Source organism: Latilactobacillus graminis DSM 20719 (genome assembly GCF_001436415.1).
In the GTDB taxonomy this organism is placed as follows: domain Bacteria; phylum Bacillota; class Bacilli; order Lactobacillales; family Lactobacillaceae; genus Latilactobacillus; species Latilactobacillus graminis.
Genome location: NZ_AYZB01000058.1, coordinates 223,445 through 236,962, shown reverse-complemented (window position 1 = coordinate 236,962; position 13,518 = coordinate 223,445). Strand labels below are relative to the sequence as shown.

General features: G+C 40.7%; 12 protein-coding genes. 6 read left to right on the top strand and 6 right to left on the bottom strand.

What is annotated here, in order from left to right:
• The first annotated feature begins 230 nt into the window (after positions 1-230).
• The gene (locus FC90_RS08210) at positions 231-2,843 is read left to right on the top strand and encodes a YfhO family protein (protein WP_057908753.1); all 2,613 of its coding nucleotides are present in this window, start codon (positions 231-233) and stop codon (positions 2,841-2,843) included.
• Between the two features lie 56 nt (positions 2,844-2,899).
• Here the strand turns inward: FC90_RS08210 and FC90_RS08205 are convergent, their stop codons facing one another.
• Complete coding sequence (locus tag FC90_RS08205; RefSeq protein ID WP_057908752.1) at positions 2,900-5,017, bottom strand: cation:proton antiporter; 2,118 nt, start codon at positions 5,015-5,017, stop codon at positions 2,900-2,902.
• Between the two features lie 84 nt (positions 5,018-5,101).
• Positions 5,102-6,016 (bottom strand): UDP-N-acetylmuramate dehydrogenase, encoded by a 915-nt coding sequence (gene murB / locus FC90_RS08200; protein ID WP_083482036.1) that lies wholly within the window; start codon positions 6,014-6,016, stop codon positions 5,102-5,104.
• 131 nt (positions 6,017-6,147) lie between these two features.
• On the opposite strand from murB, the gene FC90_RS08195 reads away from it, so the two are divergent.
• Positions 6,148-6,912: an exodeoxyribonuclease III gene (locus tag FC90_RS08195; protein ID WP_057908751.1), complete on the top strand. Its 765-nt coding sequence runs from the start codon at positions 6,148-6,150 to the stop codon at positions 6,910-6,912.
• 36 nt (positions 6,913-6,948) lie between these two features.
• The gene (locus FC90_RS08190; protein WP_057908750.1) at positions 6,949-7,485 is read left to right on the top strand and encodes a 3'-5' exonuclease; all 537 of its coding nucleotides are present in this window, start codon (positions 6,949-6,951) and stop codon (positions 7,483-7,485) included.
• A gap of 194 nt (positions 7,486-7,679) precedes the next feature.
• Here FC90_RS08190 and FC90_RS08185 read toward each other — a convergent pair whose 3' ends face one another.
• From FC90_RS08185 to FC90_RS08170, 4 genes are all read right to left on the bottom strand, one after another.
• Positions 7,680-8,579 carry a DMT family transporter gene (locus tag FC90_RS08185; RefSeq protein ID WP_057908749.1) on the bottom strand — a complete coding sequence of 300 codons (900 nt, stop codon included), beginning with the start codon at positions 8,577-8,579 and terminating at the stop codon, positions 7,680-7,682.
• A gap of 178 nt (positions 8,580-8,757) precedes the next feature.
• Positions 8,758-9,222, bottom strand: a complete 465-nt coding sequence (gene tsaE / locus FC90_RS08180; RefSeq protein ID WP_057908748.1) for a tRNA (adenosine(37)-N6)-threonylcarbamoyltransferase complex ATPase subunit type 1 TsaE — start codon at positions 9,220-9,222, stop codon at positions 8,758-8,760.
• A 112-nt stretch (positions 9,223-9,334) separates the two neighbouring features.
• Entirely contained in the window at positions 9,335-10,321 is a 987-nt protein-coding gene (pta, locus tag FC90_RS08175; RefSeq protein ID WP_057908747.1) for a phosphate acetyltransferase, read from the bottom strand.
• 90 nt (positions 10,322-10,411) lie between these two features.
• Positions 10,412-11,098 carry a uracil-DNA glycosylase gene (locus tag FC90_RS08170; protein WP_057908746.1) on the bottom strand — a complete coding sequence of 229 codons (687 nt, stop codon included), beginning with the start codon at positions 11,096-11,098 and terminating at the stop codon, positions 10,412-10,414.
• A gap of 115 nt (positions 11,099-11,213) precedes the next feature.
• Between FC90_RS08170 and FC90_RS08165 the strand changes: the two genes are divergently transcribed.
• From FC90_RS08165 to FC90_RS08155, 3 genes are all read left to right on the top strand, one after another.
• Positions 11,214-12,101, top strand: coding sequence for a Cof-type HAD-IIB family hydrolase (locus FC90_RS08165; protein ID WP_057908745.1), 888 nt, complete (start codon positions 11,214-11,216; stop codon positions 12,099-12,101).
• 6 nt (positions 12,102-12,107) lie between these two features.
• A complete protein-coding gene (locus FC90_RS08160) occupies positions 12,108-12,623 on the top strand; it encodes an LURP-one-related/scramblase family protein (protein WP_057908744.1) in 516 nt (171 codons plus the stop codon).
• 159 nt (positions 12,624-12,782) lie between these two features.
• Positions 12,783-13,511: a DUF554 domain-containing protein gene (locus FC90_RS08155; protein WP_057908743.1), complete on the top strand. Its 729-nt coding sequence runs from the start codon at positions 12,783-12,785 to the stop codon at positions 13,509-13,511.
• Positions 13,512-13,518 lie beyond the last annotated feature (7 nt).

Sequence of the window (13,518 nt, the reverse complement as noted above, 5' to 3'; positions counted from 1 at the left end):
CGCCCTTATATGCTTCAAAAAGTCGCTAGCGACCTTTTGAGCGATTTTGTGTTATATCATTTAAGTTTAGCAAAATTATCTTAAACAAGCTATGCCAAATCTCTAAATTCAAGCGAGAATATGTTATGCTTAGTCTCAGTCATTAACTGGTTATATTCTACAGCTTTTCCTCAGTTAAAACTGGACTAGCAACCTAATTTTTAGATTTTTTTATTAATTGGAGGATTACCGTGAGTCGATTTAACACATTTATTCGTCGTCATTATCCATTAGCCCTAAGTTTCATACTACCATTTGGTATTCTATTCATTTATGGTCTTTTACGTCACGTTTTTCCATTTGGTGGTCAAACAATCTTAACGGTGGACTTAGGTCAACAATACATTGACTTCTACGCTTTTTTTAGAAATACATTATTACATCATCCAGAAACATTCTTTTATTCCTTCGCTAAGGGCCTAGGTGGTGACATGCTTGGTGTCTGGGCTTATTATCTGATGAGTCCTTTCAATTTAATTGTACTCTTAACACCGCGGACTTGGTTAAGTTTTGGTGTTTGGCTAATTATTTTGTGCAAAACTGGTGCCAGCGGCCTAAGCTTTGCATATTATTTAAAGGCCAATCGCTTGCTTAACAGATGGTGGTTACCGCTGCTGAGTATTACGTATGCCTTATCTGGGTTTGCCATTGCCAATCAATTTAACGTCATGTGGCTTGATGCACTTGTTTGGTTACCATTGATTATTTTAGGTATTGACCGGCTGTTTACGCGCCGTTATTTTTGGTGGTATCCTCTTAGCTTAACAATCCTATTAATCAGTAATTACTATATGGGGTATATGGTTTGTCTATTCGTCATTGCTTATTTCGCCTGGGCCTGTGTCCATCATTGGCAAAATTGGCAACATCTATGGCGTAGCGTTGGTAAATTTGTCAGCGGCTCCCTCTTGGCCGGTTTATTTTCAGCATGGCTTTTATTACCGACTTTCTTCCAATTAACCCAAAGTAAAGGGCAATACACGATTCAAAAAATCAATTGGAAATTTGAATATAATCCCCTTAGAATACTCTCTAAATTGGTTATTGGTAATTTTAATTTTGATCAAATGCCGAAAGGTGAACCTAATCTCTTCGTGGGGAGCTTCGTTTTAATTGGTATGCTTTTATATTTCGTTACTCGACAAATCCCCCGTAAAGAACGCTTGGTAGCCTTGTTGGTCACCATATTCTTAGGCGTTTCAATGTGTTATGAGCCACTTGATTTATTATGGCACGGTATGCAATTTCCAGTTTGGTATCCTTATCGTTTTTCATACGTCGTTAGTTTCTGGATGATAATACTTGCTGTTCAACGCCTGCACTATCATCCACAGTTCAAAGGGACCCAACTCTTGCTACCCTTTTTGATCATAATGGCTATCTTTGGCTATACCGCTAAGCACCTTAAGTCTTTTACTGCTTTAAGCGCTAATCAAATTAATTTAAGTATCGCTTTTTTGATCATAACCTGCTTAATATTATTACTTAAAGTGCCACTTAAAAACTACTATCCATTTCTATTGTGCCTATGTGTTGGTGGTGAAATGGTCACCAATGCGACGATCAGTCTCAATCAGATTAGTTATGTCTCCCAAAAAGATTACGCTGACTACACGGCTCATTTACAAACGGCAATCGCCGCAATTCCAAATCAAGACGCCTTTCAGCGGATTGGTAAAACATTTATGCGTACTAAAAATGACCCGATGCAAGCTGATTATTTTGGCGGTTCCCACTTTAATTCAATGCTTGAACCAAGTTACCCAAAATTCATGGGAAGTATCGGTGAACCCGCTGGTGACGGTGTAGTTGCAGACACTAACCAGACGCTTTTTACCGATGCACTCCTTGGATATCGCTACTATCTCAATCACACTGGGAGTCTAGCAACAATTCCACTAAGTACTAATAAGCCAGACCTAGCCCGCTATCATTTGCGCAAGGTTAAAAAACAAATTGCGATCTATCAAAACCCAAACGCCTTAGAGCTTGGCTTTGCTGCTTCTGAAAAAGTACTAAAACACCATGTAACCGCTGATTATCCCCTGCTTGAGCAAAATCAAATTGCCGCTGATTTAGTCAATTCACCAGTGGATCAACCACTTTTTACATTAAAATTTTTCAATACCGTCACTTATAAAAATGCAAAACAAAAGCCGAAATTCAACGAAACATTTTTGCGCATCAATCCGAAAAACACGGCTCATGTAATTTACACATTTACCCCAACCACCAGTGACCCTTGTTATCTGACTTTGGGATCAAATCTTGAAAAAAATGCGGTGCAAGTGACGCTCAATGGTCATCCAATTCAGCAATATGATACATTCCGTGATACTGTTGTTTTAAATCTAGCAAGTGACGCCATTGGTCAGAAACAAACAATTGATTTAGCTTTCTCAAAAAAAGAAATATGGCTCCAAAATATCAATTTGTATCAGTTAAATTATCAACGCTTCTCCCAGTTGATCACTCAATTAAAGACACACCCCTTAAAGATCAGCAACTTTTCGAATACCTTAATTCAAGGAACCATTAAAATCCCACAAAACAAGTATGTTCTGATGACTACTGTGCCATATGCTGTTGGTTGGCACGCGACTGTTGATGGTCATCCGACTAAAATCAAACATGGTTTGAAAAACTTCATTGCTATTCCGCTAAAAAAAGGCCATCACACGATTACCCTCAGATACTGGCCGCCTTATTTTTACTGTGGCTTACTGATTTCTTCAGTCACCGTTATTTTGGCGGCTAGCGGTAATTATTGCTTCCGATACTACCGCCGCCGTCGTCTATTCTAAGTTTTAAAAAAAAACGCCACATGCTCAAAGAAAATGAGCGTGTGGCGTTTTGACCTCTATTCAGTATCCGTTCGTGCTAAAATCAGGGCATTTTCAGAATAGTTGATATCTTTGCGTAATTCATCCGCAAGCTGCCATGTGATTTTATGTTGTTCAAGTAGTTCCTGAATCGCTGCTCTTTCACTAGTAAGCGCCGTTACTCTTAATCTTTGTAACTGCCGCTCATAAATGGCTGTCTTATTATGGCGACCGCCATTTTTCATATGCTCAATCTGATTGCGATACCGTACAATAATTTGATAGATGACTTGGCGATTATAATGACGTTGCCGATTTTCCGGCTGTTTTAAAAAAGATGATAATTGCTTAATGCCGGATTTGGCCATCTCTCGTTCGGTCAACTGCCATTCGGTTACATTTGGTGCATCAGCATGGTGTGACCAAAGATGACTCACCAACCGTCTGATCAGCGACCAAGCCCGATAAATTTGCAATTGGACATGATGCCAGTTAAAGCTTGTTCCAATCACCGATAGCATGACCTGCTTTTGACGTAATTTCCGTCTACCATGCCGATAACTTGTTGTCCCAATGGCTTTTTCAGACCACAGTGACTCTAATTTCTGTCGTTCACCATCAAAGGCAACTTGTCGCAAAATTAACTCTTCTGTAATTAAAGGTGGCAATTCATCGCCAACTTCAGATTCATTTTGTTGACTTTCCAAGCGCCGAATCATCAATTGGTATTCAGCTAGCAAATCTAGTGCTGCCCGATTATTATCAATATGGCGCTTTGATTCAACCATACTAGCTGCTACTTTATACATATAAATTTTTGCTTCCATTTCATCCAAGAAGCGCGAATCAATCGTTTCTTCGACAGTTGATTCGGTCTCAAAATCACGTTGCATCCCCCGCATCTCAATTGGTGCTTTAACCTTCGTTAATTTAGGGATTAACACCACCGCCATCACTAAACTGAGAATAATGACGCCCGCGGCAATAAACAGCATCAATCCGCGTTGTGGAAAGGGCGAGCCATCTGCTAAAACGGTCGGCACAGATAAGACTCCGGCCATCGTAATGGCCCCGCGTACTCCCGATAAACCGGATAATACCGCAATTTTAATATTTTCATGGAGCGTCTTGGGATTCGTTTGGTTGGTAAAAAGCAAATAGGCCAGTGTCCATAATCCACGAACCAGCACTAAAATCAACCAAACAGCTAATACGAGCAAGATCTCTTCACTCGTATTAATCAAAGGATTGTGAACCGTGTTGTGCATTGCCACCGGTAACTCAATACCCAGAATTAAAAAAACAATCCCGTTTAATAAGTAAACACCAATCGACCAAGTCTGTTCGGTAACTAACTTTAATTCCGGTAAAAAATCGAGGAAAATATTTCGCGAAGAATGACTGACAATTCCCGCGACAACGACGGCAATTACGCCAGAAGCATGCAATAAATCTTCAACAATAAGGTAGATAATAAACGGCGTCACTAACTGTAAAATAGTGTGAAACATTACATCTTCAAATCCTTGTTGTAGCATAAATAACCGTATAAAGTGAATGACTAACATCAGTGCCATCCCAGCTAAAGCGCCGACAATACTAATATATAAAAAATCACCTGCTGCTTGCTGCCATGAAAAATAGCCAGTAACAGCTGCTGCGATACCATATTTGAAACTGATTAGACCACTTGCATCGTTAATTAAACTCTCACCACTCACTAAATGCAAAACTCGCGATGGTAAGTCCGCCTGTTCAGAAATTGATTGAACCGCTACCGGATCGGTTGGTGACAAAATCGCGGCTAACGCAAAACTCGCGGCCAACGGTAACGTGGGTACTAACCAATGGATAGCTAAACCACCGATTAACGTCGTTACAAAGACTAAAAAAATCGCGTTGCCGATGATTGGCCCACGTAATGCCCAAAGTTCTTTTTTTGGGAAACGACGCCCATCATTAAACAACAATGGCGCGACAAACACTAACATAAACCAATCTGTTCGCAATGGAATCTTGACGGAAAAAACTAACGCCACCACTAACCCCAGACCAATTTCGATTAAACTAACCGGTAAATTAGGCAAATAATGCCCGATGATGTTGGCAACAATCACCAACGTAATTAACAAAATAACAGCTTCAATAATTGCCATCCCATCACCCTTTTCTGATTTTGATATTTTGTTTAAAAAAAGCTGTGATAAAATCAGTTTTTACCATAGCTTCTCAAGCTTACTTCAATTTGATTGCTGACGGCCAATAATCCGCACTTCCGGCTCTAATTGAACATTGAATTTTGCCCAAACTGTTTTTTGAATATAGGCAATCAATGTAAGATAATCCGTCGCTGTTGCGTGGTCTATATTCACAATGAATCCAGCGTGTTTCTTTGAAACCTGTGCACCACCAATTTGATAGCCTTGCAGACCTGCCTTTTGAATCAAAGGCCCAACAAAATATCCCACCGGTCGTTTAAAAACACTCCCACACGAAGGATATTCAAGTGGTTGTTTAGCGGCTCGTAAAGCATTAACCTCATCCATCCGCTCGCGAATGACTGGCGCGACGCCTGTTGCCAACTCAAAATAAGCCGCCAAAACAATGCTGCCATTTTCTTGAATCAAACTATGCCGGTAGCCAAAATTCAACTCAGTCGTCGTTAAGGTTTGCACTTGATTATCACGAGTTAAGATATCTACCCGGGTCAATACGTCACTGATTTCACCGCCATAAGCCCCAGCATTCATGAAAACAGCGCCTCCGACACTACCTGGGATTCCAGCCGCAAATTCTAAACCGGTTAAACTACCCGAATAAGCTGCTTCAGATGCCTGAATAATACCGGCACCTGCTTGAGCAGCTACTAGCTGACCTTCAACTTGAACAATATTCATTGCCGTTAAGATAATGACCACCCCTTCAATCCCACCATCACGAACAATTAAATTACTAGCATTACCAATAATGGTGATGGGTAAGTTCAATTCGTTGGCGCTGGCCACCAATTGTCGCACTTCTTCAACTGATTTGGGGAGCGCGAGGACATCCGCCGGTCCACCCGTTTTGGTAAACGTATATCGATTTAATGGCTCAGCCTGATGCGTTTCAATCGTTTGATTTGCTTGTAAAAATATTTCAATTTGACTTATCACAATTGTCGTTCCCCTCAAAAAATAATCTCTTTCTAGTTTAACAAAGACGGCTTGAATTGAACAGCCAACACTTTTTTTGCGTATTATTGGGTAGACCGTTAAAATAGAATTTAGAAACGAGGTGTCTAATTATGAAATTTATTTCATGGAACGTTAACGGCTTACGCGCCGTTTTAAAGAAAGACTTTATGACCGTTTTTAAACGACTAGACGCGGATTTTTTTTGCTTACAAGAAACTAAAATACAAGCCGGTCAGGTTGCCTTAGACTTACCCGGTTACCATCAATATTTTAACTATGCTGATCAGAAAGGTTACTCTGGAACTGCCGTTTTTACTAAGCACGCACCCCTGAATGTGACTTACGGGATCGGTCAAGATGAACATGACCATGAAGGCCGCGTGATCACACTCGAATATCCGACCTTTTATTTAATCACTTGCTACACTCCCAATTCTCAAGACAAGCTGAAACGATTAGACTATCGGATGCGCTGGGAAGAGGCCTTCCAAGGCTATGTTCAAAATCTCGCAACGCAAAAACCAGTCATTTTCTGTGGTGATTTAAACGTCGCCCATGAAGCCATTGATCTCAAAAACGATCGCACTAACCATCATAATGCTGGTTTCTCCGATGCAGAACGAAATCAAATGACAACTTTGTTAAACCGGGGATTTACCGATACTTTCCGTTACTTCTATCCCAATCAAACTGAAATTTATTCTTGGTGGGGTTACCGATTCCATGCGCGTGATAACAATGCTGGTTGGCGAATTGATTATTTCATCACCTCGAACGATTTACAGCCTAAGTTACTTGATGCTAAGATTCATACAGAAATTCTTGGTTCTGATCACTGTCCTGTTGAACTTGACACGCAGAACTTATTCGCTTAGAATTAGCGAACTTTATAAAAAGCGAGGTTCAAAATAATGAATTTTGTCGCAATGGATTTTGAAACCGCCAACGGTCAACGTCATAGTGCTTGCTCACTTGCCTTAGTTGTTGTGCGTAATAATCAAATTGTTGATAGTTTCTATACGTTAATTAAGCCTGAAACTTATTTCAGTGCCCGTAACACCCAAATTCATGGTATCCATGAAGCGGATGTTGCCCAAGCACCTAAATTTAACCAAGTATGGCCCCATATTGCAACTTTTTTTACCCCTAATAAGTTAGTGGTCGCCCACAATGCCAATTTTGATATCGGTGTTTTGCGGAGCACCCTACAACATTACGATATTCCAGAGCCACATTACTTAGCCTTGGATACGCTCAAAACTAGTCGTCGCTTATACCCTCAATTCGAAAACCACAAGTTAAACACGCTATGTGCCAACTTAGCAATTCCACTTGATAATCATCATAATGCACTTGCTGATAGCATCGCCTGTGCCAAAATTTTAATTAAAGAAGCTAATGATTTTGGAGTTGAGCCGTTAAAAACGGCGACCAAATTAATTGGTTAATCAAAAAAAGAGCGGTTAACGTGTCGATAAAGACAGGCTAACCGCTCTTTTTAGCGAATGATGGATTAAAGCTAAATTGTCATTAAGGTGTTAACAAGCTTAATAACTTCATCATAATCATTAATTTGTTTTAACCAATGTACGAGCTTTGTTTCCAACACTAATTGTACCACAATTAAATTTATGATGTTAACTTATTTTGGTTTTACTTTTGCAAAACTTAAAATAAAAACAGTACTAATTACAAGCAATCCACCGATAACTTCCCACACATTAAAACTGGTCTTAAGAAACACTACCGTCCCGATAGTCGCCGCTAATGGTTCAAACGTATTCAATAGACCGGCCGTTGTAGGTGTAATATAGCGTAGACTACCTAAAAAACATAAATTAGCCAACGCTGTGCCAAACAAAGCAATGAATAAGACACTACCGATAGTCGCCACATTCAATGGTGGAACGTCGATCCAAAATGGATGAATAATCGTAAAAACAAGCCCGCCGATTAACATCGCCCAACCGACAATGATTAAAGTAGCATATTTTTGAAATAACTTTCCTGGAATCAAAGTATTTAAAGCACCAGAAAAACCTAAGTACAAGCCTAAACCAAGTGCCGTTTGCGAAATCGCTAAGCGGGTCAACTGCCCTTTGGTCACTAGCAACCATGTGCCAAGTAGCGCGATTATCACCGCAATCAATTCGGCGTGGCTGGGAGCCCTTCGATACACAATCAAACTGATAATGATAATCATAATCGTTCCCAATTGTTGCAAAATCGTTGTTGTCGGTGCATTGCTTGCTTGGATAGTTAAAAAATAAAAGTATTGTACGGCCGATAAGCCGAACACTGCAAAAATCAACAAGCGCACCACATCACGTGGCTGATACCAAACTTTAAAAACCGCCTTTGGCTGTTGAATTAGTGCGTAGGCCAACAAAAACAATCCTGATAACCCCATTTTGACACCCATTAGCCATTCCGGTTTAATACCAGTATCTGTGAAAAGCCATTGTGAAACGGGGCCTTGTACTCCCCAAAAAATCGATCCTAAGACAGCTAAGTAAATTCCACGTTTTCTTTGTTGTGGCATATTAAATCTCCTCATTCATCTTGATTAGTTGATTCATTTGAATTACCGGTGTAAAACTGATATCCATTGCAGCATAAAAGCCAGCCGGCAATCAATGTACTATGTTTCTTGCAGTCTTTAAAAAAAACATAAATAAGCCCGCGCATCTGCGGCTTGCACGGGCCGAATGTCAATGACACTAATCTGCAAAACTAGCACGCACCAATGCTTCATAGTGCGCGCCATGCGGTTCAAGTACTAACGTTCGAACTTGATCATCGCGAACGTCCTTGTTAAAATGAATCGTCAAATAATCGCTCGGTAGCTCTTCAGCAATAAATTGACTCCATTCAACCACGGAAACCCCGTTTCCATCGAAATACTCTTCCAAGCCTAAATCGCTGGCACCCGTTTCTTCCAATCGATACACATCCATATGATAGAGTGGTAACCGACCGTCTTGATATTCACGAATTAACGTAAACGTTGGGCTCTTAACATAGCGCTCAATTCCCAGACCGGCTGCTAAGCCTTTAGTAAACGTTGTTTTACCAGCGCCTAAATCACCATCCAATAACAAGACGTCACCGGCTTGGACTTGTTGACCCAACTGTTTGGCAATCGCAATCGTTTGTTCTGGATTAATTGTTTTAAATTCTAACATGTTCTGCCTCACTCTAATTGTTATCTGTGTCATTATACCGAAAAAAGCCCTGTTCGCAAAGTCAAAAACGCCAGCACAATTTTTTTGTGCTAGCGTCTTTAATTGCCATCAGTTAGTTTTGTAATGCTTGAGCAGCCGTGATGATGGCCAACTTATAAACATCTTCTTCGTTACTCCCACGTGATAAATCAGAAATGGGTTGATTCAAACCTTGTAAAATTGGCCCGATGGCTTCGAAATTTCCAAAACGTTGGGCAATCTTGTAGCCAATGTTTCCTGATTGTAATTCTGGGAAAACAAAGACGGTGGCTTGACCCGCCACTTTTGAATCTGGTGCTTTTTGGTTCGCAACAACTGGTACGTATGCGGCATCAAATTGTAATTCACCATCAATCGTTAGGTCTGGTGCGATTTCATGCGCAATCCGGGCGGCCTCTTGAACTTTCGTGACTTCGTCTGCTTTAGCCGAGCCCAATGTTGAAAAACTCAACAAGGCAACTTTCGGATCGATGTCAAACAACTCAGCCGTCTTAGCAGATTCCACCGCAATTTCAGCCAGTTCTTGGGCATTCGGATTGATATTAATCGCACAATCCGAAAATAAGTAGCGTTCGTTATCCCGACCACGTTGCATAATGAAGGCGCCGCTAGTCCGTTGAACGCCCGGTTTTGTTTTAATAATTTGAAGTGCTGGTCGAACCGTATCACCTGTTGAATGCACGGCGCCTGAAACCATCCCATCAGCTAGGTTTAAATAGACCATCATGGTGCCAAAATAATTCGGGTCTTGTAAAATGGTTTGTGCTTGCTCAGGGGTTATCTTGCCTTGACGGCGCTCAACAAAAGCAGTAACCATTTTTTCGAAGTCGGCTGTCGGGTATTTTTGTGGATCAATAATCGCTATTTCGTCCAAATTAAATCCTTTAGCAGCGGCGATTTGTTGAATATCGTTCGTTGCCCCAATTAAAATCGGTTTCAAAATCCGATCAGCATTCAACCGCGCTGCTGCGCCAATAATCCTTGGCTCTGTCCCTTCCGGAAAAACAATTTTAAATTGCCGATTGGTAATCTTTGCTTTTAAGCTTTCAAATAAATCCACAATTGCAACCTCCAGTAAGCGTTTTATTATTGCTAATGTAATCATACAACGTTTCTAATAGCGCGACAAGTCAATAATGATAGCGCTTCATTAATCTGCCGTGACTGTTTGTGGTAATTGCCAATTAATTGGCGCCATGCCCCATCGTTCAAGGGCCATATTGGTCTGTGAGAACGGTTTAGAACCAAAGAACCCGTGATAGGCTGACAAGGGACTAGGATGTACCGCTGTAATGACCACATTTTGCGTCTCATCAATTAGCCGGCGCTTATTCTTTGCCGCGTTCCCCCATAAAATGAAGACCACGTGGCCCCGCTTTGACAATGCAGCAATCGCTGCGTCTGTTAGTTGTTCCCAACCATGGTTACGATGCGAATTTGCTTGGCCTGCTCGCACAGTCAATACGGTATTCAACAAAAACACCCCTTGATCTGCCCAATTCTTTAAATAGCCATGATGAACCGGTTGAAATCCAACATCCGTCTGCAATTCTTTATAAATATTTTGTAATGACGGTGGTACTTTGACGCCTGGTAAAACGGAAAAACTACACCCATGTGCTTGGTGCGGGCCATGATAGGGATCTTGCCCTAAAATGACGACTTTAACCTGTTCAAACGGTGTCCATTCAAAGGCTTGAAAAATATGATGCATTTCGGGATAAACCGTCGTCGTTTGATATTCCTGTTTCAAAAAGGTGTGAAGCTGACCATAATAGGGTTTAGCAAATTCTGGTGCGAGAATCGTTTGCCACTCATTGTGAATAATTGTTTTCATCTGCTCACCTCGTTAACTAGTTTATCGTGTTTTGTCATAAGTTGCTAGAAGAAAAGTAGCTTGCATGCTAAGATAGAGATAAGTTTCGAATAATACGTTTTCAGGAGGAATTCCTTTGATTTCAATGATTGCATCTGATATGGACGGTACTTTATTAAACGACAAAATGCAGGTTTCACACGGGAACATAACCGCCATTAAAGCTGCTCAAGACGCTGGCATCGAATTCGTGGTGGCTACTGGCCGCAGTCGCTCGGAAGCCCTCCCACTAATTGACAGTGACGACATCCACCCAACTTTAATCACGATGAATGGCGCCCAGGTTTTTGATTCTTTAGGCAATGAAGTTTTGAACGTCCCGATTGATGCCCAAACGGTGACGGCCGTTACAGAAAACTTACGCGAAAATCATATTTACTTCGAACTCATGACGACTGCCGGTAATTATTCAGATAGCAAGGTCAGTCGTATCCAAAATGTCGCTGATCTACTCGTCAACCTCAATCCTGATACAAGTTATAAAATTGCGGTTGCTTTAGCTGCTGCCCGTTTGGAATTGATGAACATTAACTACGTCGATGATCACTATCAAGGGATTATTAACGATCCAACGGTTAAAATTCTTAAAATCATCGCTTTTAGCACCCAAGGAATGACTGAATTAGCACCAATTAAGATGTTTTGTGAAGCTCGAAGGGATTTAGTTGTGACTTCCTCTTCAAGTAACAACATCGAAATAAACCATATTGATGCGCAAAAAGGGCTTGCTTTGGCCGCGTATGCTGAACAAAAAGGGATTCCAATTGAACAAACAATGGCGATTGGTGATAACTTAAATGACTTTTCAATGATTAAAACAGCCGGTATTGGGGTGGCCATGGGCAATGCCGTCCCAGCCATCAAAGAACTTGCTAATTATCAAACCGTCACTAATATTCAAGATGGTGTGGCACAAGCCATTTATCATGCTATCAATTTAAATGGCAACTCTGAAAAGAAGTGAAATAAAATGCCAATTTTCTATATTAAACACCAAGCTAGTAGTTCTCGTGGCGTTTCAACCGTAATCGATGACCACCAGCAACCTCGTTATCTACTCGTAGGCAAGCGCGGTTTGCGCCATGATGTATTTAGTCTCTATTCGTTAACTGGCGATTTGCACGGTGAAATTCATCAAAGTACGATTAGCCCCTCGCCTAATTTTGAATTATATCAAAATCAAGCACGTATTGGGCAACTCAAAAAAATCTGGGGGGTCTGGCATGAATTTGTTTACGTTAAGCAACTCAATTGGTTAATTATAGGCGATTTAACTCAGAATCAATATCGTATTATTTACCACACGCAAACAATCATGCAAGCAAACAGCATTCTAGCTAGTAATGGTCCTGCTTTCCAATTAACAATCAGTCAAGAATCTGACGTGGTCCCTTGCATTTTAATCGCTGCTGTTTTAAACCATTGGGCATATAACCAACCTACTGCTCTAATCCGCCGAGTTAGACCTAATTTACGTTTTGAATAATACTGCAACTCGATCAGTCAAAAAAGGCTGATCGAGTTTTTGGTCTATATCGAAAATATTTTATATTCGTCTAAGCGCTAACATTTAAAAATAAATTGCATCTTTTATCTTAAATTGGTATGGTTGAATATGAAAATCTCAATTAAAGGAGTCTTAACCATGCCAATTGGCGTTATTATCAACTCGTCAGCCGTTTTTTTCGGCGGTCTTTTAGGTAGTTTATTAGGCGATAAATTGCCTGCCAAGTTCAAAATGGAACTTACATTAATCTTTGGTGTTTGCTCCATGGGAATGGGCATTAATGCCATTATTTTAATGAAAAATATGCCCGCTGTCATCTTAGCTATCGTTTTAGGTACCGGAATCGGTTTATTTGTTCATTTTGGTCGTTGGATCGACCGCGGTGCTGTTTTGATGGAACGGCCAATTTCTAAATTATTGCCTAGAAAAACAAAAAACCTTTCCGATACAGAATTCATTTCGGCACTAGTAACCGTGATTGTCCTTTTCTGTGCTGGCGGAACCGGCATTTATGGCACTCTCGATGCGGGGATGACCGGCAACAATACGATTTTAATTTCTAAATCGATTCTCGATTTCTTTACCGCTGCCATTTTTGCCTGTAACCTTGGGCCAGTCGTCTCAGCGATTGCCGTTCCACAATTTATTATTTTTTACATTATTTTTCTGCTTGCTAAGTTAATCCTACCACTGACTAACCCGGTTATGCTTGCTGATTTCAAGGCTTGTGGTGGCATTTTAATGCTTGCAACTGGTTTTAGAATTGCTAAAATGAAAGAATTTCCAATTGCGGATATGATTCCAGCCATGGTCCTAGTGATGCCGCTCAGCTGGCTTTGGACCACTATCGTAATGCCACTGCTATAATCCCAAA